The organism is Rudanella paleaurantiibacter, from assembly GCF_009184635.1.
GTDB classification, from domain to species: Bacteria; Bacteroidota; Bacteroidia; order Cytophagales; family Spirosomataceae; genus Rudanella; species Rudanella paleaurantiibacter.
Genome location: NZ_WELI01000009.1, coordinates 78,153 through 101,319, shown reverse-complemented (window position 1 = coordinate 101,319; position 23,167 = coordinate 78,153). Strand labels below are relative to the sequence as shown.

Sequence of the window (23,167 nt, the reverse complement as noted above, 5' to 3'; positions counted from 1 at the left end):
TTTTTAGTTTTGGGGTAACTGACTACTCTCCATGCGTACCCGATACCTTCTTCTCATTCTGTTTTGTAGCGGCTGTTTAGGTTTGACAGCTTTGCATACCCCGTCGAGGCCCAAACCCCGGTCGCCCCGCCCAAACATCCTGTTTATTCTGGTTGATGACTTGGGCTTCGGTGACCTGTCGTGTTACGGGGCCAAAGATGTACAGACACCACATATCGATAGCCTCATTCGCGGAGGAATGCGGTTCACGAGCTTTTATGCCAACAGCCCGGTTTGTTCGCCGTCGCGGGCGGCTTTGCTGTCGGGCCGGTATCCTGAGCGAATGGGGGTGCCGGGTGTTATCCGCGACGATACGACCAATAGTTGGGGGTATCTGGCCCCCGGCCGACTGCTACCCGATTATCTGGCCGAACAAGGTTACCACACGGCTCTGGTTGGCAAATGGCACCTGGGGCTTGAACCTGAGAACCACCCCAACCGGCGTGGGTTCCGCGAGTTTTACGGGTTTCTGGGCGATATGATGGATAATTACGTCGAGAAAAAGCGGAACGGCCAAAACTTTATGCGCCACAATAAAGAGGTAATTAACCCACCCGGTCATGCTACCGACGTGTTTACCAATGCGGCTATTTCCTATCTGAACGGACAGGTCCGGCAGCGTCAGCGGGCCAATGACCCTCCTTTTTTTCTGTATCTGTCCTACACCGCCCCACACGACCCTCTGCAACCTCTGGCAGCCGATCTGGACCGCGTGACCCGTACGCGCCCCGGTATTGACCCCACCCGGGCAAAACTGGTGGCTTTGATCGAGCATCTGGATGCCAACGTTGGGCGGGTCTTGGCTGCGCTGCGTGCCAATGGGCAAGACCGAAATACGTTGGTTGTGTTTACCAGCGACAATGGCGGTTGGGGGCCGGGTAAAGCGAATGTTGGTGGCTACCGGGGGGTTAAAGGCACCATGTACGAGGGCGGTCTGCGCATTGCGGCCGGTGTACGCTGGCCGGCTGGTATTCGCCCCCGCACGGAGTCTGACCGGCCTTTGTTGCTGATGGACTGGATGCCGACTCTACTTCAGTTGGCAGGAACGCCGGTACCCGCAGGCATCCAAGGGCAGTCGTTTGCGGGGCTCATTACCGGAAAAGATACGCTGGGTGATCGGCAAAGACCGCTTTATTTTGTTCGTCGCGAGGGACACGATACCTACAAAGGGTTGCAGATTCATGCCGTGCGGCAGGGCGATTTCAAGTTGTTACAACCCACGCCATTTGCCCCGTATGAGCTGTACAACCTACGCAATGATCCGTACGAGAGGAACAATCTGGCCGACACCGACCGGGGCATGCGTGAGCAGCTAACCCGACAGCTGATGGAGCATATCCGGCGGGGTGGAGCTGTCCCCTGGCAACGCCCGGCGGGTATGGGGCGGTAAGGCGGAGGTAGGAGAACCCAAAAGGGGGCAGATGCCTAGATAAGCATCCGCCCCCTTTTGGGTTGAGAAATACTAGCTTACAATTTTCGTACGGGTACTACCCGACGCCGGTTTTGCTGGATGATCTCGATGAAATAAGCCCCGGCCGGTAGGTTGCGGGTTCCAATCACCCGCTCCGATTCATTACCCGGAATACTGAACTGAAGGTAGCTTCGCCCGTCGGCCCCAATCATTCGGCCCCTACTTTCCTGGTCATTTGGGCTTATTCTTACCGTGATGTTATCATCAAACGGGTTCGGAAAGGCCACTACGTCCAGCTCGGTCTCATCGACCGAAGCACTCAAGCGACTCGCTGCGGGCAATGGACTGTTACAGGAACTGCTCATAGCCGGGCCGGTGCTGGTTGGCGTGTACGTGGCGCTGGTGGTAAGCACAAACTTGTCGATTCGTACACCATCTTCGCGCATCCACAGGTTAAACGTGTACGAACCGGGCGTAGAGATTACAACTCGGAATGCGGTCGAACCAGCCGCTTTGAGCCAGGTCCAGGCGGTATTGCCATTGTTGTAGTTGCTTGTGCTCGGGTTTAGGGTAACGGCTGTTCCGTTCAGGCCGAGGTGGAACGAATCGTCGCTGGTGGTGCTGGGCCCGGCTGCCATGCGCACCCACACATAATACGTACCTGCGGTGGTGAAATTGATGGCATAATCGAGCCGGGGGCCAACCAGGTTGTTCTGCAAATTAAGGCCCGTTCCCGATGCCGACATGGCCTGCCCACCCGATGCTGTGCTCACACTCAGGGGCGACCAGATTCGGCCGGCTGCAGCTCCGGTGCCTGTCGTAGAGGTTCGGTAGTTTTCGGCTTCAAAGACTACTTGCCCACCCGTCTCACGGAAGCAGGTTTGGAGGAGGGTTTTAAACGATGAACTTGCGTAGTTGCCGCACGTTGGCTTCACCCGCCAATCGTAATCGGTGCCGTTGGTGAGGGTTGTTACGGCATATGAATTTGTCGAAACGAGCACATCGGCGGGCCAGGCCGTGGTGCTCTTAGGTTTGATAGACACGGCGTAACTGGTTGCCCCGGATACAGGTAGCCAGCCCAGCGTAGCGCTCGTTTCCGTAATGGGCGAAGCCGTCAGGGAGGAAGGTGTACCACACGACGGGCTAAACGTTAGCGTCACTGTGTCTCGAATGACTGATAGCCCATTGTCGACAGCAATCTCGAAAGGCAACAGGGTGCCAGCTGGTGTGTTGGCGGCTACCGTAACGCTCAGCGAGCCGGGGCTGGTCTGGAGCATGGCCTGCCCGCTGAAGGTACGGCTTGGGCTGCTGATGGCGAGTGCCGGGCTTAAACTGGTAGTGGCTACCGTGTAACTGGCAGGCTTGATACTGAAGTTTTGGAACTGATAGGCCAGCGTGGCAACCGTGCCGCCCGGCTGCGTGACCGAAAGGGGGCTGCTGACGGTAGCCCGGCCGTAGTACGTAGATATGCGCAGCATTCGGCGGTTCATTTCGATCATGGTATTGCTGAGCGGGATGATCCGCGACGAAGCGGGCCAGAACCCGTCGGTCGACGAGCCAATTTCGGGGGTGAATCCGTAGATTTTGCTTTTGGCAACCTGCTCGCCAAACTCCCAGTCGGGGGCGGTACCGTTGGCCTTATAGCCTACCGTTTCGTAGGCATTGCCAATTTTGAAACCATTGTCGGCGGTGAGGTAGGTGGCCGCGCCCCGGAATGTGCTCAATTCGGCGTTGTTGTTGGGGTTGAGGCTTTCAAACGGATAAATGCAGACGTTGCTGTATGAGTGATAATTAAATGCCGTCACAAACTGGCGGCTGGCGGCAAACGTCCGTAAGGCGGCCGTTTCGGGCTCCGAAAAAGCCCCCGTGCCCCGGTATGTATCTGACGAAGGCGTGGCCGATGAGCCGGTGTTGTCGAGGGCGTAGTTGTACGAGTAATTCCGGTTGAGGTCGACACCAAACGTACCGTCTGTATTGGTTCGTCGGTTTTTGCGCCAGAGGCCCCCTCCGTTGGGGTTGGTGGTTTGGTTATGCACATACCCATCAGGATTTATGCAGGGCAAAATGTAAATCTCCGAGCTGTTAAGCAGCGTTCTGATCTCTTTATCGCTGTTGTAGTTTTCGAGCACATGCCACATGAAAAAAATCAGCTGGCTCAGGCTCATGGGTTCACGGGCATGGTGAAGGGCGTTGAGCAACAGTTCGGGTTCATTTTCGTCTGCATCAGGGTTGTCGCTGATTTTGACCATGTAGAGCGGCCGGCCCTGTACCGAATTACCAATACTCGACCGTACCGAAATCAGGTTGGGGTAGAGGGCCCGCATCCGATCCAGAATAGCCGGGAGCTCGGCGTAGGTGTAATAACCGGCGTATGATCCGAGGCTAAAATTGACCGGTGTGCTCACCGCTGCTACCCGTGCTTTGCCCGCTCGGGCGGCCTCACGGTCGATACGGGCGTTGATAGCCTGGTAGTTTTTTTCGAGATCCCGAACCAGATAGGTGACCTTGACACCTGCCCGCCGAAACAGGGCCACGTCGGCGTCGGAGACTTCGGCCGTGAAATCCCGCTTGTTTTCGTAGCTGAAATGGTCAACATCCAACCCGTGATTAAATAAATATTCCAATTGTTGCGGATGGATGGCAACCCGAATCCGGTGGTATCTGCCTGTTTGGGCAAATAGCCACATCGGCATCAGGAAGACCACACCCAGAACGAAACATGTGTATAGTTTTTTCATAGCCAAGGGTGAATTGTATGTAATTTTATGCCAATATATGAAAATGTACTTTGTGTATTGATATTCAGATTTATAACTAATTTAGTTAGTTATTTTTTGTAAGTAGTTTACGGAACTGCAATTTGGTTTGCTACCGCAGCCGCCGACCCGGTACTGTTTCGGATGCGTTAGTTTTTGGAAGTGTACCGATACCACTTTGGTGACTGGTTGGGTGCCGGGAGTTGGGTTTTTCTGAAAGGGAAAAACAGGCGTTTAAAGCGAGTGAGGTGCCTTAAACGCCTGTTTCAATGAGAAAGTCCGTTCAGACGTTCAGAATTCGGAGGGTTTTCGGGTCTTTTTGTCCGTTGAAATAGGCAGTCAGAACGGCTTCAAAGACATCGTCGGTGTTGGCAGTCAGGCTGAATAGCGTCATGCACGACCGTAGCTTGGCATCATCGGGACTTCCAAAAATTTCGTTGGCCGTTTTCCCGTGTACGGAGAGTACCGCGGTTGAAATTTCGATCAGTCTGTGTTTCAGTATCTCATTTTCCAGATAAAGGGTGGCTTCGTCGAGGTTGGCGATACCGTAGAATTTGGACGTTTCGCTGTAGCCTATGTCCTTCAACTGCGGGAAGATAAACCACATCCAATGGGATCGTTTCCGGCCATTTTGTATTTCGGCAAGGGCTCGTTCATAAACGCCCTCCTGAGCGTCGATGAACCTGTGCAGGTTGTATGGATCTGTCATGTGGTGTGTCTGAGTTAGTTTTAGCGTGATGCCATAAGTACTGTTTGCCAGCCGTGGTAAGGTAGCAATTTTACAGTAAACCGGGCGTTACATAGTCGGTAACTTCTCAATCTGTACACGCACTTTCTGCATGAAGCAATCGCTACGTTACACGTCACCGTGCTTATAAAACCCCATGCGATTGACTTCATTTTCTCTGCTTCGCTGCGCTCTGTTGAGTGCGGCTACAATGGCCTGCCAGTCATCTGACCGTCTGAACAGTACACTCGCTCCCGCTACCGATTGCCTCGTAAAAGCTTCGGCTTCCAATGGATTGGCCATAAGTGGTCAGTATATCGTAACCTCCAAATTTTCAGAGGTTCCAGCCGCTCCCAATGCCCGGCAAGCCAGCCCGGCGACCGATCGGCTGGTGGAAGTTTTCCTGCAAAATCACCGGATAAGTCAGACCCAGGCGCATGTTTTGACCGCAACCGACGGGGAAATCACGTTTGTGGCTACGCTCAACCCGTTTGAGGCCGAGGCCCTCTGGCGCGATACGTCGGTGCAGTTGCTCGAACCCGACCGGACCGTTTCATTGTGTGCCTGTATTGAGGTGGCCAGCCCCAGTACGGTCGGCTGGAATATCCGGCAAACGGGCTATGGGCGGGGCGACCGCCAAACAGGCCGCACAGCCTGGGTAATTGATACCGGTATTGACCTCGATCATCCCGATCTGAACGTCGACACCGGCCGGAGTCGGTCGTTTTTGAGTGGAGCTACCTCAGCTTCCGCCGAAGCCGAAGATAATAACGGGCATGGTACACACGTCGCGGGTATTATTGGGGCGCTTAACAATAACATCGGCGTTACGGGCGTAGCATCGGGGGCGCAATTGGTGGCGTTGAAAGTGCTCGATCAGTTAGGCGAAGGGCGGCTGTCGGGTGTCATTGCCGCTGTCGACCATGTGTACCGCACCGGGAAACCGGGCGACGTAGTCAACCTGAGTTTAGGCGGAGAGGGGCAATCGCCCACGCTTGACCGGGTAATTCGGCTGGCAGCGGACCGGGGCATTTTATTCGCCATTGCGGCCGGTAACGAGAGCGAATCGGTTGAGGGGCAGTCGCCCGCCCGCGTCAACCATTCCAACGTGTTTACGGTATCGGCGATGGATGCACAAGATCGGTTTGCGTCGTTTTCCAATTACGGCCCTTCGGTCGATGTAGCAGCTTACGGAGTTCGGATTCAATCGACATACCGAAATGGCCGCTATGCAACCTTGTCAGGCACCTCTATGGCGGCTCCGCACGTAGCTGGTTTGTTGTACATACGCGGCAACAAACTGCCCCTGAAAGGCACTGTTTCGGGTGACCCCGATGGACAGCCCGATCCTATGGCCAAGGAATAAAGCAGGAGAGCAGACTAACCCTTACCGCTTCATCAGCCGGACGGTCTTACGCGTGCCGTTGCTATTCAGAGTGAGCAGGTAAAGGCCGGGCGAAAGGCCCAGTTGCCGGAACGAAACCGTCAGAGCGCGCTCGGCCGGGAGGGTTTGTTGCCAGAGTACGCGCCCCGTTAGGTCGGTCAGGCGGGCCTCAATAGGCTCGGTGGTCGGGGTATCGCTCCAGGGAACAGTCACAAAGTCGGCATCAGAAAATGGATTGGGTGAGGCTAGCGTGTACGAAAGCCGCTCGGCCAGGGCTGATGCCCGTTCGAAGTTTGGAATGCCGTACCCAAGCTGGCTATCAGGATTCAGAGCCTGATGCCCCGCCCGTCGAACAACGCCTACAATCTCGCGGGCAGTGAGTTTGGGGTAAGCCTGCCAGAGAGTCGTTACAAAACTGGCCATGAGCGGGCTTGAAAACGAAGTGCCCGATCCGCTCACAATCCGGCCGCTGCTGTTACCCAAAATGGTACCTTGTCCAATGGCGGCTACGTCGGGCTTCACCCGGCCGTCGGGCGCGGGACCGAAACTACTGAACGCGGCTCGCACATCGCCCGTGGTGGTGGCTGCTACGGCCAGCACATCAACCGCATCTGACGGGGCCGAGATGTAGCGCCACGGGCTTGCCCCTTCGTTGCCTGCCGATACCACAACCACCATACCTGATTCGGCAGCCCACTGCGCGGCCCGGCTGACGAGGGTGGTGCGGCCATCCATCTGACTGTACGTATGATCAACGGCACTAAAATCGGGGTCGAACTCGGTGTAGCCGAGCGAGGAGTTGATGACATCGGCCCCGGTGCTGTCGGCCATTTCGGCACCCAATAGCCAGTAGGCTTCTTCAATGGGTGATTCCGTTGCGGCATTTTCGGTACGCAGCAGTAGGTAACTTGCTTTGAAAGCCCCGCCATACAACTGATTGTCGGCCGTGGCAGCCATAATCGAGAGTACGTTGAGCCCGTGGCTGTCGTCGTCGTACACGTTTCGGTTGTTGGCCACAAAATCATACGTAGCTACAATCCGGTTTTCGCTGACGAGGGGGCGCAGGTACGATACCGTGTTGGCGTTGGGAAACCCAGAGTCCATAATCGCCACCAGTTGACCTTCTCCCCGGAACCCGCGTTCGTGCAGTTGGTTGAGCCCCAGTTGGTTCAGTTGCGCCGACGAGAAGCCGTAGGGGAGAGGCTCGGCCGCCACTTGCCCGAATTTCCCGGCGGTATTGGTTTGTCCAGAAGCCCCAACGCGGGCCCGGCCAATGGTTTGCCCGTACTCAAGCCCTTTCACAAACGGCAGAGCCAACACCCGCTGCAGGGTGGACGCCGACGTACGAATCAGGGCCGCATTGAGCCATCGCGACGTGTAGAGCACCTCTGCCCCTGCCTGTCGGATTTGGGCTACGTAGGCCGGGTTAACGGGCAGGTCGCGCTCGGTAACCGTAATGGCTTGTCGGGCCCGCCGGGCAATAGCCCGTGCCGACAAAAACTGTTCGGGTTGGGTGGTCCGAAAAGGGGAGTTGGCCTTGTCGCGAAACAGAACCAGGTACCGCCCGGTATCTGTTTGAGCCTGAGCCCCCGCACTCACCAGCCCGATCATCAAACTAAACCAAAGAACCAGTAGCTTATTTGTTTCCATATTCCGTCAGACGGATAAATTGTCTAATTCCAGACTTGATCGCTGTGGGGGTTCCGCAGCCAGCTTCGGCCGCGCAAAAGCGAACTTGTTGCCGTTCAGCGTACACCAGTCCCACGCCCTGAGCGTACACCTCTACCCGCTTATCCTGAGAGACTAAGGTAGAGTCGTTTTGTTGAATAACGGTTAGGGTGCGGACAAAGTCTTTCGCACCCGTACGAAAAGGGGTGTGGCACTGTTGCATCACAAACTCGTCGGGCGGTTCATTTCGGTAACGATTGCTGTTCCAGCGTGTGCCATTAGCTACCGGAAAGGCCAACATGACGGTGGTCTGGCCGCCGTGCGTGAGCAGGGCTTCGGCCGAGGTTAGCCGGGCAGCGCTTATTGAATCGGTGTGCCATTCCGAATCCGAATTGAGCCGGTGTGCGTACGTAATGGGGTAGGTACTGTCGCCCGAAAGGCCCAAAAACGGAGTGCCTGTTGTGTGTCGCCATTGGTATTGTCGGGTAAGCAGAGTCTGACCCGGTCTGTACACGTGCTCCGTCACCGAGTACACCCGAAAATTACCCGTTTGGAGTGGGAAATAGAGCGAGTCGGGTAAGGCGGTCGGGCTTGGATCGAGACGGCACGAGGTCAGTAAAACGAACCACACGAGGTAGCGCATACGCAAATGAGGCAAACGGTTCAACAGAAATTGGGTAACCGAAATGGATCAACCGAAACGTTGGAGCAAGCTTACGATGTCTCAAAGGGTATTGGGTGTCAATTTCCTACTCGAACAGGCTAAAACAACAGCAATGAGGCCAACAATTTTGTTTGACAAACTTTCTGGAAAGGGAGTACCCACTGCATACATTTGAAGAATTAATAAATCTGGTATATGTCAATTGATAACTTAAAGGCTGCCATTGAGCCGGTCCGTTCCGAACTTCTCCAGCATGAAATTTACGAATCTGTGCAGGATTTGAGCGGTCTGCGCGATTTTGCCCGTTACCACGCTTTTGCGGTTTGGGATTTCATGTCCTTGTTGAAGGGATTACAGATTCAGCTTACCTGTACGTCGGTGCCCTGGGTGCCGGTGGGCAATGGCTCTGTGCGGTACCTGATCAACGAAATTGTGACGGGCGAGGAGTCTGACGAAACGCCCGATGGTCGGCGCTTGAGCCATTACGAGCTGTATCTCGAAGCAATGGAGCAAATGGGGGCCGATACGGCTCCGGTGCGCCAATTGGTGAGCGAGGTAGCCGCCGGGAAACCGGTACGGGAGAGTTTGGCCTATCTCAACCTGCCCGAGGGCGTACGGAAGTTTGTCGAGTTTACGTTCGATGTGATCGATACCGGCAAGCCTCACCTGGTTGCGTCGGTGTTTACGTTTGGCCGTGAAGATCTGATTCCAAATATGTTTATCGAGATTGTGCGGCAGCTTGATGCCGGCAATGGACAACTCGACACGTTCCGATACTATCTGGAGCGGCATATTGAACTCGACGGTGACCACCACAGCCACCTGGCAATGCAGATGGTTGAGGAACTGTGTGGTACCGACGAAGCGAAATGGACCGAGGCCACCGACTGGACTATCCGGGCGTTACAGGCGCGCATTCGGTTATGGGATGCCGTTTGTGCGGAGCTGAGCCTCGTAAATGGGTAAAAGCAGATAAAACAAAAGCCCCCGCTGGAAGGCGGGGGCTTGTCGATGAAGTTGTATATTCGACACTATTCTACATCCTATAAAAACCCGCCGAGGGGTATATAAGCGTCACGCCGTGCTGACGTATCTATAGTTTTTAACGATATCCGTGGATAATTGTTCAACTATTAAGCAAAAAAGTTAAGCAAAACTTAAACAAGAGTTCGTTTCGAGCTAGCCTTAAAGCCGTGCCCAATGAGCCGATCCGAGTCTTAAATTGGTATGCCGAGCTAATTATAAAGCCTCATTAGTTTTAATCCATAAATAGGATTTTTTTGATAATTGGGCACTTCTTGACTGTGCTTAATTTGCGAAGTATATCCTTTTCTACGCTCTCTTAACTTGATCGACTCTTTTAAGTATAACAGAAGGTTAGATAACATACCTTATCGTATGATTTAAGTATTAGAGATATGTAAAATAGGTTTTTGTAAACTTATTTGTTCTAATAATTTTCTAATATATTTCTAAACATCCTCTAAGGGATTTAGGTAACCATTGGTTGATTAGTGAGTTTTATGGATACTGTTTAACATAATTATTCCATGAAAATCCACTCACTTATTGCCACCTTTTTAGTGTCAACCTGTTTAGCGACGATCTCCGAAGCGCAGTCCCGGCGACGGGCGTCCACACCCCAACCCACACCGGCCACAATCGACTCAGTTCAGTGGCGCAAAGATCATTATGTGGTCAATCGAGACTCGGCTTATGCTGATCCTCGTATCGCTTTGCGCAAGCTCATGGGCGGCAATCGTCGGTTTGTCGAGCACAAAAGTATACGACCTCGTCAGGATCAGGCGGCCCTTACCAGTACAGAAAAAGGACAAAAGCCATTTGCCATTGTCGTCAGTTGTGCAGACAGTCGGGTACCAAACGAGATTATCTTTGATCAGGGAGTGGGCGACTTGTTCATTATTCGCACGGCCGGTCAGGTGATGGCCGAGGCTTCATACGGCAGTATTGAGTACGCCAGTGTAGTCCTGGGATCTAAACTGATTGTTGTTTTGGGGCATCAGAGTTGCGGAGCCGTGGATGCAGCCGTGAAACGACCCGAAAATTTGCCCGGACACATTATCGCGCTGGTCAATAGTATCAAACCGGCTGCCCAGAAAGCAAAAGCGATGGGAGGTAATCTGCTCGAAAACGCTATCCGTCAGAATGTGATCGAACAGGTAAACAGCCTGCGCGATCTGGACCCGGTACTCTCACGCAAATACCAGAACGGCGAAATCCTGATTGTGGGTGCTGTGTATAATCTGGGTACAGGCAAGGTGGAATTCCTGCCCGAAACCCTGCCCAGCATGGTCGGCTATACTACATCGGGACGATGATCGGTATTAATTCTGAGCGACGAAGCCGGGTAGTTTGCTCGATACTGGTATTATTGGGTTGGTTGATTTTCGGGGCGGTACAGGCGCAGAATACCCGTTTGCGCGATAACAACACCATTGGTTGGTTCACCAACGTATCAACTTTAACATTTTCAGCGCGTTGGAGTGGGCATCTGGAGTATCAGTTTCGGCGCGATGAGTTTGTGACGAAATGGCAGCAAAGTCTGCTACGGACTGGGGTTAACTACCGCGTGAATGACCGGTTAACCCTGCGGGCGGGGTATGCCTGGATCGAAACGTTTCCGTACGGTGATTTCCCTATTCAGGGTGCGGGGCGGCAGTTTCCTGAGCACCGACTATTTCAGATGATGACCCTGAGTAATCCGGTTGGCCGAGTCGACATTGCACATCGGTTCATGCTCGAACAACGCTGGATTGGCCGTTATCTGAGTGCCGATAGTCCCCGGCCGGATGAAACGGTGTACTCCAACCGCATTCGGTATATGTTTCGGGCGCAGTTGCCGCTGGGCAAACCCAAACTCGAAGACCGTACCCCATACGTGGCAGCTTACGATGAGCTTTTTGCCAGTTTTGGCCGTAACGTAGGTGAGAATGTCTTCGATCAGAACCGCCTTGGCCTGCTGGTGGGCTACCGTTTCAACCCGGTATTCAGACTGGAAGGTGGTTTCTTTCAGCAAATTGTGCAGTTGCCCCGTGAGATACAAAACCGGAATGTGTTCCAGTATAACAATGGTTTGATTGTCAATACAATTGTGAACCTGGACCTTCGGAAAAAATAGCAACTTAGGTGGGTAACTAGTCTGTTGGTTAGTCTGTAAATAGCCAACTTAAGTACCTGTTCTGGCCGCTGGGGCATCGATCGATGCCCCAGCGGCTTTCTTTTTATTCGGGTATAGAGGTTAGGGCAGATTACCGGTAAAACGTATAGGGGAAACAGGTGCAAACGCCTTCGGTAGGGAGGTGGGGGTAATGAAGCTTGCCTAACAAAGGGGCTTCCGACCAAATTGGTAACATCTGTACGCCGAAAGCCGTATCTTTGCGGTCTGAAATAGCACCCATACTAATGAAACCATATCGCGTTTTACTATATTATTGCTATACGCCAATTGCCGACCCAGAAGCCTTCCGGGAAGAGCATCACTTACTCTGTTTAGGGCTTAATCTGCTCGGGCGCATTATTGTGGCACCCGAAGGGCTCAACGGGACCGTTTCGGGCCTGACCGCCGACTGCGAGGCCTACATGGCCGCCGTGAAAGCCGACCCCCGGTTTGAAGCACTTGAGTTTAAAGTCGAAGAGCACGAACAGCACGCTTTTCAGAAACTGCACGTCCGGGTGAAACCGGAAATTGTGCATTCTGACCTGCCCGTAAACCCACTCGAACAAACGGGCGTGCACCTCGACCCCGAATCGTTCCGAAAGCTTAAAAATGATCCCGATGTGGTGCTGGTCGACATGCGGTCGAACTACGAACATTCGGTGGGTAAGTTCAAAGGGGCCATTACCTTCGACATGGAAAACCTGCGCGAACTGCCCGAGCATGTCGACGAGATTGCCCATCTCAAAGACAAGAAGGTGATCACCTACTGCACCGGTGGGATCAAGTGCGAAAAAGCCAGTGCCTACCTAATTTCGCAGGGTTTCCAGAATGTCTACCAACTGCACGGTGGTATTATCAAATACGGCCTTGAAGCGGGTGGCGAAGACTTCGACGGTAAATGTTACGTCTTCGATAACCGGGTGGCTGTTGAGGTTAACCAGGTAAACCCGACAGTAGTCTCGACCTGCTACCGGTGCGGAAAGGCCTCAGACCGCATGGTCAACTGCGCCAGCCCGGCCTGCAACAACCACGTAGCCATGTGCGAAGAATGCGGCTGGGAGCATCAGGGCACCTGCACCGATGCCTGCCTAAGCGACCCTCAGTTGCGGGCGTACGACGGCACGGGGTATTACAGCAAAAAGTCGGAAGGCTACACCCCCTGGCAGGGGTACAAAAGTTTTGCCGGTAGTCAGGCAACAACACACTAACCCGGTTGTCGTATTGGGGTATCGTCGTTGTTTGCTTTCGGGCAAGCATGGGCGTTTACTCCCAAACGGTACCCCATAACCTATTCGTATGGCTCACCAAAAGCCTTTGATTTTAGTAACTAACGACGACGGCATTACGGCCCACGGTATTCGGACGCTCGTTGAGGTGATGCAGGAACTTGGCACTGTCATTGTCGTGGCCCCCAACAGCCCTCAGTCGGGTATGGGACACGCCATCACCATTGCCAATCCGCTGCGGCTTTACCCGGCCGATATTTTTGGGGAGGTCATTGCCTACGAATGCTCCGGCACACCCGCCGACTGCGTGAAGCTGGCCAAGCATCATATTCTGAAAGACCGCTCGCCCGATTTGGTCGTGAGTGGCATTAATCACGGCTACAATACATCAATCAGTGTACTGTATTCGGGGACGATGTCGGCCGCAATTGAAGCGGCTATTGAAGGAATCCCGGCCATTGGTTTTTCGTTGGGCGATTTTAGTCGCCAGCCTGATTTCTCACACGTCCGTGAGCATGTGTTTAACATTGCTCAGAACGTATTGCAAAACGGCCTGACCAAGGGCGTGGCTTTAAACGTGAATTTCCCGGCGCGCGGCCCTGAACCGCTGCGTGGTGTTCGGGTTTGCCGACAGGCCAACGCTAAATGGGAGGAAAGTTTCCACGAACGGCGCGATCCCCACGGTCGACGGTACTTCTGGCTCGATGGGGAATTCGTAAATTACGACGCCCACGCTGAGGACACCGACGAGTACGCGGTGGCTAACAATTATGTATCAGTGGTGCCGTGCCAGTACGACCTGACAGCGTACTCGACGGTCGAACAGATACAGCAGTGGGGGTTGTAAAAAGGGGTGATGATGCCCCGGTGAAGCAACAGATGGCGGAGCAGACAGGCGGGGAGGGCATCACCACTGGTAATCATTCAACATTTTCATTGACAAAACTATGGCCCTTCTGGGAAACGTTTTAAAGCGCGGCATTCGGTTGACGGAAGTGGTTCGTCGTCGCCGGATCAACGCGCTGAAAATGCAGCGTAAAACCTTCAGCAAGCTGGTTGGTAAAGCGCGATACACGGCTTTTGGTGAAAGCTATCACTTCGACGAACTGCTGCGATCAGTAGAGTTTGGTTCGGAGCGGGACTTCTACGAGCGATACAAAAAACTGGTACCGATTCATGATTACAACCGGATGTTTGCCAATTGGTGGCACCGGTCGCTCGACGGGGAAAAAAACGTAACCTGGCCCGGTCGGGTGAAATATTTTGCCCTTAGCTCGGGTACCTCCGAAGCGGCTTCCAAGTACATTCCCGTGACCAAAGCGATGGTAAAAGCCATCCAGAAAACGGGTGTTCGGCAGATCCTGACCTTGTCGGGGTACCACGACTTGCCCGCGGCTACCTTCGAAAAAGGATGCCTCATGCTCGGTGGTAGCACCAACCTTAATAGCCGGGGGCGGCAGCTGGTGGGCGACCTGAGCGGCATTACCGCCAGCCAGATTCCATTCTGGTTTGAACGGTTCTACAAGCCGGGGAAAGACATTGCCCGTGAGCGCGATTGGGCCCTGAAGCTCGATGAAATTACGGAGCAGGCCATTCACTGGGACATTGGGTTTATTGTGGGTGTTCCGGCCTGGCTTCAGTTGCTCATGGAGAAGATCATTGCCCGCTATAACGTCAAAAATATCCACGAAATATGGCCTAACCTGGCCGTATTCTGCCACGGTGGGGTATCGTTTGAGCCGTACCGGAAGGGTTTTGAGAAACTGCTGGGTAAACCCATTGCCTACATCGAAACCTACCTGGCCTCGGAGGGTTTTCTGGCCTACCAGACCCGCCCCAACGCCGAGGGGATGCAACTGGTGCTGAACAACGGGATTTTCTTCGAGTTTATCCCGTTCAACGAGCGCAATTTTACGTCGGACGGGGAGATGGTCGAAAACCCCGAAACGCTCATGATCGACGATGTGGAGGAAGGGCAGGAGTATGCGCTCTTGATCTCGACCTGTTCGGGTGCGTGGCGTTATCTGATTGGCGACACCATCCGGTTTACAAACAAGCGCCGGGCCGAAATCGTGATTACAGGTCGTACCAAACACTTCCTGAGTTTGTGTGGCGAGCACCTGTCGGTTGATAACATGAACAAGGCCGTTGAGCTGGTGTCCGACGACCTCGGCATTGCTGTTCGCGAGTTTACCGTGGCTGGGCAGACGTTCGACCGCGAGTTTGGCCACCATTGGTACATTGGCACCGACGATCCGGTGGATGCCGATGATCTCCGGCAGCGAATTGATAACAAGCTTTGCGAACTAAACGATGATTATGCGGTAGAGCGCCGTCATGCCCTGAAGCGGCTGGAATTGACGGTAGTGCCGGCCCGGCTTTTCTACGAGTGGATGGACTCAAAAGGTAAAATGGGCGGGCAGCATAAGTTTCCTCGGGTACTCAAAAAAGCCCTCATCGACGACTGGCAGGGATTTTTGGATAAAGCCCGTGTGCAGCCGTGAGGCTAACAAAGGTTGTTTAATGTGAATGATGGTTGAGGTATGTCAACCATTTCCACACATCAAAAAAGGGGGACCGAATTGCTTCGGTCCCCCTTTTTTGATGCTGTAGGCAGCCAGTAGGTTTGAAGGGCTCGCTACATTACATTCACTATAAACTCAAAAGAAAGTGCCTACTTTAAATCGGCCAGTTGCTGCACGTTGCGTTTGGTGTCGATACGGGCCGCTTTGGCGAGTTCAAGGGCTTTCTGGGCCGCTTTGCGGGCTTCGGCGTCTTTGTTGGCACGGTGTTGAGCCTGTGCCAGCTCATAGTACAGGTCGGCCTGCTCCTGAATTGTGGCTTTGTTGGTGCTCAGGGCTTTGTTGATCCATTTGGTCACCGTCGGCACATCGCTCGGGTCGGGGCTTTGTTTGTTAAACAACCGCGAGATGTACAGGTATTCAGCTACTGAAAGCGGAAAATTGGTGGCCTGACTGTCCATCCGGGCAACGGCCTTGGCGGTCTGACGGGCTCTGAAATGAGCGTTCACTTCGGGGAGCAGGGTGCGGTTGGCAGCGACCTTCGGGTCGATTCCGATGCGTACCAGACCGTCGCGTACCTGCATGATTTTATTGATTGGGAACTGGGCCCCACGACCGCTGTACAGGGTCGACATCAGAATGTTTTCAGCTACGTTGCGCGGCTCCTGGGCCCCATAGGCTTTGTACTGACCAATGTTGTTGATCAGGTTCTGAGCCAGAGGGTTGTCCATATCCATCACCAGTTTCTGGGTAACGAGCCAGTTGGTTTGGCTCGCCAGTTGGTTGGCGGGTTGCTGACGGGCGTACTCTTCCATCACCCGAATGTTCGTGACGGTATCCGTGGTCACCTTAGCAAACATGCCGTAGTCGATGAGGAAATTGCCGTTTCGGTCGCCGTTGGCAAACCGCTGCCGGAAATTGGTGCCACGGGCGGCCGGGTCGAGGGCTTGTGTCCCGTGCCGGATCACCTCATCGGCTGAGTTATTGCTCATGGCCAGGTGCATCAGGTTGCCCTTGTTGTCGAAATACAAAAACAGGGGCAGTGAGGGTACGTAAAGCTTCTTTTTGGTGAGCCAGGCCTGCGTAGCCTTGTTCATGATGTCGAGCTTGGTGCTCACATACTTACCGTTGTAAAACTTACCCACCCGGCTGTCGGCCAGGGTTGGAATAAAGCTCTGGCATACATGGCAGGTTGGGGAGTAAATCTCCACAAATACGGGTTTGCCCGCGCTACGGGCCGTGGCAAATATCCCATCAATTGGCTCCGTTCGGAACGTGATGCCGCCCTTTTGGGCCAACGCGTTGGTCAGGCTAATCAGCAGCAACAGGCAGGTTGCGAATTGTTTCATGGTACAAGTGTCAGGAGAAAATCTCGACGGTCCGGCTCCGGGTTCAGGATGAATATCACTACCCAAAGTCGGAGAACTGCAAGCGTTTAGTGTATCGTTTGTGGTAAGAGTGTTAGCAAAAAACGGGCCGATCCATACCCAAAACGACACACTAAAAACGACAAATGCGTTATGGCTGTTGTTGCTGCTTCATTTCTTCTTTCACCCGGCGGCTCAACACCTGGCAAAGGCTCATGATATCGCGGGCCATGTGCTCATCGCCCGTAGCCGACTCAACGGTACTGGCCAGGCCATCCATGATCTCAATCACGAAGCGCTTCATGTCAAGAACCTCCATGTCTTTGGTCCAGAGGTCCATTTTGAGCGTACCCTGATGGTAATGGTCCCAGATCGAAATGGCAATAGCGCGGGTGTCGCTCAGGCCTTCATTTGGGTTATCGGTGGCATCCCAGTAAATTTTATCGGGTACGTTCTGGGTATCCAGCTCAACGGTAAAGTGAATATCTGACTTCTTCATGGCGCAAAGATACGGAGAGATTTGTCGGGGCTAACGTTCATTGGGGGTATATCCGGCCTAAAGCGTTTTGTGGAGTTAGCTACCAGTACGAATCAAAAGGCCCGGTAATGCCCAGAACCACAAATTCTGGGCATTACCGGGCTCCTCTGGTTGTTTTATGGCGCAATAGGTATTAGCTCCCAAACACCCGACGGAGAATATCGGTAACCCGGGCGGCTGGGTTTTCGCGAATGTTTTTCTCCTCCTGCGCTACCAGCATAAACAGCCCATCGACGGCCTTATTGGTGGCATACTCGGTCAGGTTGGGGTTTACCTTTTGCACCAGCGGAATCCGGTTGTAGGCATTGACCAGATCGCTGTAGTATCTGGTTGTGTTGTTTTTCTTCAGAGCGGCATCGATATCGGGCGTGAAGGCTTTCACCAGCTCCTGCCCCGATGTCCGGCGCAGGTATTGCGTGGCGGCATCCTGTGGCCCGCGCAAAATCCCGATGGCATCCTGGATGGTCATCGACGTGATGGCCTTCACAAAAATGGGTTTCGATTTCTGTGCTGCATCTTCAGCGGCCCGATTCAGCGACATCACAAACCGATCGACCTGCGGGCCGAGGCCAATTTGCCGGAGCCGGGTTTCAACCCGTTGCAACTCGGGCGGAAACAGGATTTTAATGAGCGGGTTTTTGTAATACCCGTCGGTAGCCGATGCCTGATCGGCCCCTTTATTGATACCAACCCGCAAGGCTTCGCGGAGGCCGCTGGCAATATCGGCGTTGGAGAGAGCACCACCTGACGCCGGTTTTGTAACAGCGTCCAGAATCTGCCCGAATACCGAACGGGGCTTTTGCGGAGTCGTGGTGTCCTGAGCGTATGATGTAGCGTGAAGGCACAGCAGAGGCAGGGCCATCAACCAAATTTTCTTTCTCATTCGATAAAGCGTTTTGTACTTTTGACGCATAAAATACCCTAAAGGTTTAGCCTTTGGGCGAAAATTTAGACCTCAACCATGACAGAAATGGTCCGCGCCGAGGTCATCACCATCGGCGACGAAATTTTATTCGGTCAGATAACCGATACAAATACGCAGTGGATCAGCACTGAACTCACCAATCTGGGGATTCGCACGGTGCGCAAAACGTCGGTTGGCGATGGAGCCCCGGCTATTCTGGAAGCACTGCAAGAAGCTCACAATCGGGCCGATCTGATCATTATAACCGGCGGGCTGGGACCAACCAAAGACGATATCACCAAGAAAACGCTGTGCACCTATTTTGGGGTTGGCATGGTACGGAACGAGGTGGCCCTCGAACTGGTAACGAGTTTCTTCGTGAAGCGCGGCCGCGAAATGACCGACCTCAACCGGACTCAGGCCGATTTGCCCGCCAATGCCGAATATATTCAGAATGACTGGGGCACGGCCCCCGGTATGTGGTTTGAACATCAGGTAGGCAACAACGGCCGCAGCGTAGTGTATGTGTCGTTGCCGGGGGTGCCCTTTGAAATGAAGAGCCTCATGAAGAACCGGATTCTGCCGAAGTTGCAGGAACGGTTCGAGACGCCCATTATCAAGCACAAGATGATTCGGACGGTGGGGATTGGTGAGTCGTTTCTGGCCGAACGCATTGAGGCTTGGGAAGATGCACTCCCTCCGCACATTCGGCTGGCATACCTGCCGCATTTCGGGCAGGTACGATTGCGGCTCACCGCGACGGGCTCAGCAACGGATACCGCCCGGCTCGACCGCGAGCTGGCGGAGCAGGTAGATAAGGTAATGCCCCTGATTGGGGAGTATGTGTTTGGGTTTGATACCGACGAACTCGAAACCGTGGTAGGGCGGTTGCTGGTAGAACGCGGGCTGATGTTTGGTACGGCCGAAAGCTGTACGGGTGGGTACATTGCCGCCCAAATCACCAAAACGCCCGGTTCGTCGGCGTATTTTCAGGGAAGTATCGTGAGTTATGCCAACGCTGTCAAAGTGGGGCAACTGGGTGTCGACCCGGCTACGCTTGCCGAGCATGGTGCCGTGAGCGAACAAACCGTACGGCAAATGGCCGAAGGGGCGCGCCGGGCATTGGGTGCCGATATTACCCTGGCTACCAGCGGTATTGCCGGGCCCGATGGCGGTACGCCCGACAAGCCCGTGGGTACCATCTGGATTGCATGCGCTACCCCCGACCGAACCGTGACTCGGTTGCTTCGGCTGGGGCAGTACCGCGATCAGAATATTCAGCTCACCACGGCCTACGGGCTAAACATGGTGCGTGAACAACTGCTTGCTTCATCAACATACACTTCATAAAACCACAACGATTTAATCATGGCCTTAGTCGACATGGTGATGCCCAAAATGGGCGAGAGTATCATGGAATGCACGGTTATTCACTGGCTCAAACAGCCGGGCGAACGAATTGAAGCCGACGATTCCATTCTGGAAGTAGCGACCGATAAAGTCGATACCGAAGTGCCTGCCACCCATGCGGGTATTCTGAAAGAGTGTCTGGTGCAGGAGGGCGATGTGGTGCCCGTGGGCGCTCCGATTGCCCGGATCGAAACCGAAGCGTCTGTTTCGACCGAATCCGCGGCTCCCGTTGCCCCGGCCGACTCGGCCCCGGCCCCGGTTGCACCGAATCTGGAAGAGGAGCACGAGCCGGCCGTACTTGAGGTGGCTCAGGGGCTGGAATCGAGCATTGCATCGATGCGTTCGCGGCCTGACCTGGCCGATGGTCCCTCGTTTGCGGGTCGGTTCTACTCGCCTTTGGTGCTGAGTATTGCCAAAGAAGAAGGCATCGGCCGTGAGGAACTGGACCGGATTCCGGGCACCGGAGCCGAAAACCGACTGACCAAAAAAGATATTCTTGGGTATCTGGAAAACCGGTCGGCCGAAGTAGCGTCAGCGGCTCCGGTACCTGCCCCCTCGGCTGCCCCCACGCCGGTATCACCGGCCCCGGCAACGCCGGCACCGGTAGCTAAATCACCCGCTACGGTATCGCTTAATGGCCAGGCGGATATTATCCAGATGGACCGGATGCGTAAGATGATTGCGCAGCGGATGGTGGAGTCGAAGCAGATTTCTCCGCACGTCAGCTCGTTTGTGGAGGTGGATATGACGCCCATTGTGCAGTGGCGCGCCCGCCTGAAAGACGAGTTCAAGCGCAAAACAGGGGAGAACCTGACCTTTACGCCTATTCTGATTGAGGCACTAGTGAAGGCTATTAAGGACTTCCCGATGATCAACGTTTCGGTCGACGGCGACAATATCATCGTCAAAAAAGCGATTAACATCGGTATGGCGGTAGCCTTGCCCTCGGGTAACCTGATTGTTCCCGTGATTCACGATGCCGACAGTTATAACCTGGTGGGGCTGACTAAAAAAGTAAACGACCTCTCGAAGCGGGCCCGCGAAAACAAGCTCACCGCCGACGATCTGGCCAACGGTACCTACACCATGTCGAACATTGGAACGTTTGGCAACATCATGGGCACGCCCATTATTGTGCAGCCACAGGTAGCAATTATGGCGTTCGGAGCTATTGTGAAAAAGCCCGCTGTGATCGAAACTCCTCAGGGCGACCTGATCGGTATTCGGCAGCTCATGTTCCTGTCGCATTCGTACGATCACCGTGTGGTTGATGGGTCGCTGGGCGGGCAGTTTGTGAAGCGGGTTGCCGATTACCTCGAAGGCTTCGACACCGACCAGAAGATCTAAGCCCTTATTGATTATTTCAACGGATTGTTATGAAACAACGCATTGCCATCGACATGGACGATGTCATGGCTGATACTTACGGCAAGTTTGCCCAGCTGTACCTGCGGGGTGAGGCTCCCCGTTACACGCTCGAAGAATTGCGGGAGAAATCATTTCACGAGCTTCTGGACGAAGGAGAGTTTAAGACTCTGTTTCAGAACGTCCATGAGCCGGGTTTTTTCGCTGATATTCCAGTGATGGAAGGCGCTCAGGACACAATTGCCCGCCTAATGGAACGCTACGATGTATTTGTGGCCACGGCCGCTATGGAGTTTCCGAACAGCCTACGCGAAAAGTACGACTGGCTGGCGCGGCATTTTCCGTATATCCACTGGCGCAATATCATTTTCATGGGCGACAAGAGTATTCTGGGAGCCGAGTACCTGATCGACGATTTGCCGCGTAACATCAAGACATTCGCTGGGCAGGGGTTGTTGTTTTCGGCCCCGCACAACCGCGACGAAACCGAGTATAAGCGCGTTAACAACTGGCAGGAGGTAGCTGACCTATTGCTCTAATGGTCGCTTCGACAAAGAGTTTCACATCAAAAACCAGGCGTTGTGCTTTGGTTTACAGTGTTCTGTTTTTAGCTTAGTGGTTGTGGGTGTTGGAGTGCCCAAATGGGAGGCTCCAACACCCACAATCGTCTTGTGCGACCCCAACAACTTTACGTACTATTGCCTGCCAAACGTATGCATATTGCCATTACCGGAAACATTGGCGCGGGTAAAACCACGCTGGCCCAACTTCTTGCTACCCATTACGGCTGGGATGTCCTGTACGAAGCCGTCGAAGGAAACCCTTATCTGGCCGATTTCTACGGCGACATGGAACGCTGGTCGTTCAATCTTCAGATTTATTTTCTCAACAGTCGGTTTGAGCAGGTAAAAACCATTCGCGAAAGCGGTCGGAGCGTTATTCAGGACCGTACCATTTACGAAGATGCCTACATCTTTGCCAGTAACCTGCACCGGAGTGGCAATATGAGTGAGCGCGATTACGAGACCTACCGCTGCCTGTTCGACAATATGGTAAGCACGGTGCAGGCCCCAGACCTGATGATCTATCTCCGGGCCGATTTGCCCAAACTCATGGGGCAGATTCGGAAACGGGGCCGCTCGTTTGAGCAGTCAATTGGTGAAGACTATCTGGACAGTCTGAATGTATTATACGAGGAGTTTGCCCGTGAATACACCGCCGGTGAGCTGCTGATTATCGACGTGAATGAGCTGGATTACGCCAACCGCCCTCAGGATTTACAGCACGTCATCGGGCGAATTGACGAACGTCTGGGCGTTAATTCCTAAGAAGCTGGCAGTATCACTAAATAGCCATCGCGGGGTCACAACATCGAACGTTGGCCTCGCGATGGCTATTTAATTAACGTGAGTTAAGGGCAAAATGCGTATCAATCAGCCATTATCCATAATTCACGTTAATCACAGGTTGAGTAACGCTTTCAGTTTATCGTAAAAACCGGTATTGGCAAACGTAAACCGCTTGTGCAGCACGTAGTTGTTCAGAAAGCTGAGCCCCATACCGATTACCTGAGCACCCAGTTTGTTAAAATTGACCTCCTTTACCGAGTACGGAATCGTAAAAATATACTGGTCGAACTGGGTAGCCGTAAAATCATAGATCCACGCCGATCCGTACACCGTAATGATGCAGGAAATGACGGATACCATCGTGAATTTGACCATTTCACGCTTGGTTTGCGCCGAGTTGCGGGCATTAAAGGCGAAAAGCTTGGTCAGAAAAAAACCGGCCGCAAACGCGACAACATAGCCGATAAATAAGGCCTGTACGTACGAAATAGGGAACCACTCCTGTAGCAGGCTGCACACGACCAATTGCATGGAAGCGCCAATGGCTGCGACAATAAAATAAGCGATGACATCCCGGCGGTTAAAGAGTTCACTTGCCATGGCGGGAGGGGGTCAGACAAGTGATAAAATGCGTAATCTTCACAGAATAAGTAGGTTGC

20 protein-coding genes are annotated in these 23,167 nt (G+C 53.7%); 12 read left to right on the top strand and 8 right to left on the bottom strand.

Features of this window, described 5'->3' with window-relative positions:
• Positions 1-31: 31 nt before the first annotated feature.
• The gene (locus F5984_RS19435) at positions 32-1,429 is read left to right on the top strand and encodes a sulfatase family protein (protein WP_152125887.1); all 1,398 of its coding nucleotides are present in this window, start codon (positions 32-34) and stop codon (positions 1,427-1,429) included.
• 77 nt (positions 1,430-1,506) lie between these two features.
• Here the strand turns inward: F5984_RS19435 and F5984_RS19430 are convergent, their stop codons facing one another.
• A complete protein-coding gene (locus tag F5984_RS19430; protein WP_152125886.1) occupies positions 1,507-4,188 on the bottom strand; it encodes a M14 family zinc carboxypeptidase in 2,682 nt (893 codons plus the stop codon).
• Positions 4,189-4,489: 301 nt separating this feature from the next.
• Positions 4,490-4,915 carry a DUF1810 domain-containing protein gene (locus tag F5984_RS19425; RefSeq protein WP_152125885.1) on the bottom strand — a complete coding sequence of 142 codons (426 nt, stop codon included), beginning with the start codon at positions 4,913-4,915 and terminating at the stop codon, positions 4,490-4,492.
• A gap of 175 nt (positions 4,916-5,090) precedes the next feature.
• Here F5984_RS19425 and F5984_RS19420 point away from each other — a divergent pair, with 175 nt between their 5' ends.
• A complete protein-coding gene (locus tag F5984_RS19420; RefSeq protein WP_394367441.1) occupies positions 5,091-6,299 on the top strand; it encodes a S8 family serine peptidase in 1,209 nt (402 codons plus the stop codon).
• A 21-nt stretch (positions 6,300-6,320) separates the two neighbouring features.
• On the opposite strand, the gene F5984_RS19415 is transcribed toward F5984_RS19420, so the two are convergent.
• Positions 6,321-7,967 carry a S8 family peptidase gene (locus F5984_RS19415; RefSeq protein WP_246169162.1) on the bottom strand — a complete coding sequence of 549 codons (1,647 nt, stop codon included), beginning with the start codon at positions 7,965-7,967 and terminating at the stop codon, positions 6,321-6,323.
• Positions 7,954-8,628, bottom strand: coding sequence for a hypothetical protein (locus F5984_RS19410; RefSeq protein WP_152125884.1), 675 nt, complete (start codon positions 8,626-8,628; stop codon positions 7,954-7,956). The genes F5984_RS19415 and F5984_RS19410 overlap by 14 nt, the downstream gene beginning before the upstream one ends.
• A gap of 216 nt (positions 8,629-8,844) precedes the next feature.
• On the opposite strand from F5984_RS19410, the gene F5984_RS19405 reads away from it, so the two are divergent.
• The 6 genes from F5984_RS19405 (at position 8,845) to F5984_RS19380 (ending at position 15,557) form a co-directional block, all read left to right on the top strand.
• On the top strand, positions 8,845-9,615 hold the full coding sequence (locus tag F5984_RS19405; RefSeq protein WP_152125883.1) for a DUF3050 domain-containing protein: 771 nt from the start codon (positions 8,845-8,847) through the stop codon (positions 9,613-9,615).
• Positions 9,616-10,199: 584 nt separating this feature from the next.
• A complete protein-coding gene (locus F5984_RS19400) occupies positions 10,200-10,988 on the top strand; it encodes a carbonic anhydrase (RefSeq protein ID WP_246169161.1) in 789 nt (262 codons plus the stop codon).
• The gene (locus F5984_RS19395) at positions 10,985-11,788 is read left to right on the top strand and encodes a DUF2490 domain-containing protein (RefSeq protein WP_152125882.1); all 804 of its coding nucleotides are present in this window, start codon (positions 10,985-10,987) and stop codon (positions 11,786-11,788) included. Before F5984_RS19400 ends, F5984_RS19395 begins: the two co-directional genes overlap by 4 nt.
• Before the next feature lie 284 nt (positions 11,789-12,072).
• Positions 12,073-13,035: an oxygen-dependent tRNA uridine(34) hydroxylase TrhO gene (gene trhO, locus F5984_RS19390; RefSeq protein WP_152125881.1), complete on the top strand. Its 963-nt coding sequence runs from the start codon at positions 12,073-12,075 to the stop codon at positions 13,033-13,035.
• Positions 13,036-13,123: 88 nt separating this feature from the next.
• Positions 13,124-13,900, top strand: coding sequence for a 5'/3'-nucleotidase SurE (gene surE, locus F5984_RS19385; RefSeq protein ID WP_152125880.1), 777 nt, complete (start codon positions 13,124-13,126; stop codon positions 13,898-13,900).
• Between the two features lie 100 nt (positions 13,901-14,000).
• Positions 14,001-15,557: a GH3 family domain-containing protein gene (locus F5984_RS19380; protein ID WP_152125879.1), complete on the top strand. Its 1,557-nt coding sequence runs from the start codon at positions 14,001-14,003 to the stop codon at positions 15,555-15,557.
• 170 nt (positions 15,558-15,727) lie between these two features.
• On the opposite strand, the gene F5984_RS19375 is transcribed toward F5984_RS19380, so the two are convergent.
• From F5984_RS19375 to F5984_RS19365, 3 genes are all read right to left on the bottom strand, one after another.
• Entirely contained in the window at positions 15,728-16,924 is a 1,197-nt protein-coding gene (locus tag F5984_RS19375) for a TlpA family protein disulfide reductase (protein ID WP_152125878.1), read from the bottom strand.
• Positions 16,925-17,093: 169 nt separating this feature from the next.
• Entirely contained in the window at positions 17,094-17,441 is a 348-nt protein-coding gene (gene gldC / locus F5984_RS19370) for a gliding motility protein GldC (protein ID WP_152125877.1), read from the bottom strand.
• Between the two features lie 172 nt (positions 17,442-17,613).
• On the bottom strand, positions 17,614-18,363 hold the full coding sequence (locus F5984_RS19365) for a DUF4197 domain-containing protein (protein WP_152125876.1): 750 nt from the start codon (positions 18,361-18,363) through the stop codon (positions 17,614-17,616).
• 78 nt (positions 18,364-18,441) lie between these two features.
• Here F5984_RS19365 and F5984_RS19360 point away from each other — a divergent pair, with 78 nt between their 5' ends.
• The 4 genes from F5984_RS19360 (at position 18,442) to F5984_RS19345 (ending at position 22,487) form a co-directional block, all read left to right on the top strand.
• On the top strand, positions 18,442-19,734 hold the full coding sequence (locus F5984_RS19360) for a competence/damage-inducible protein A (RefSeq protein WP_152125875.1): 1,293 nt from the start codon (positions 18,442-18,444) through the stop codon (positions 19,732-19,734).
• An 18-nt stretch (positions 19,735-19,752) separates the two neighbouring features.
• Positions 19,753-21,141: a dihydrolipoamide acetyltransferase family protein gene (locus F5984_RS19355; protein ID WP_152125874.1), complete on the top strand. Its 1,389-nt coding sequence runs from the start codon at positions 19,753-19,755 to the stop codon at positions 21,139-21,141.
• A 29-nt stretch (positions 21,142-21,170) separates the two neighbouring features.
• Positions 21,171-21,698, top strand: coding sequence for a 5' nucleotidase, NT5C type (locus F5984_RS19350; protein ID WP_152125873.1), 528 nt, complete (start codon positions 21,171-21,173; stop codon positions 21,696-21,698).
• A gap of 174 nt (positions 21,699-21,872) precedes the next feature.
• A complete protein-coding gene (locus F5984_RS19345; protein WP_152125872.1) occupies positions 21,873-22,487 on the top strand; it encodes a deoxynucleoside kinase in 615 nt (204 codons plus the stop codon).
• A 132-nt stretch (positions 22,488-22,619) separates the two neighbouring features.
• Here F5984_RS19345 and F5984_RS19340 read toward each other — a convergent pair whose 3' ends face one another.
• Complete coding sequence (locus F5984_RS19340) at positions 22,620-23,108, bottom strand: GtrA family protein (protein WP_152125871.1); 489 nt, start codon at positions 23,106-23,108, stop codon at positions 22,620-22,622.
• Positions 23,109-23,167 lie beyond the last annotated feature (59 nt).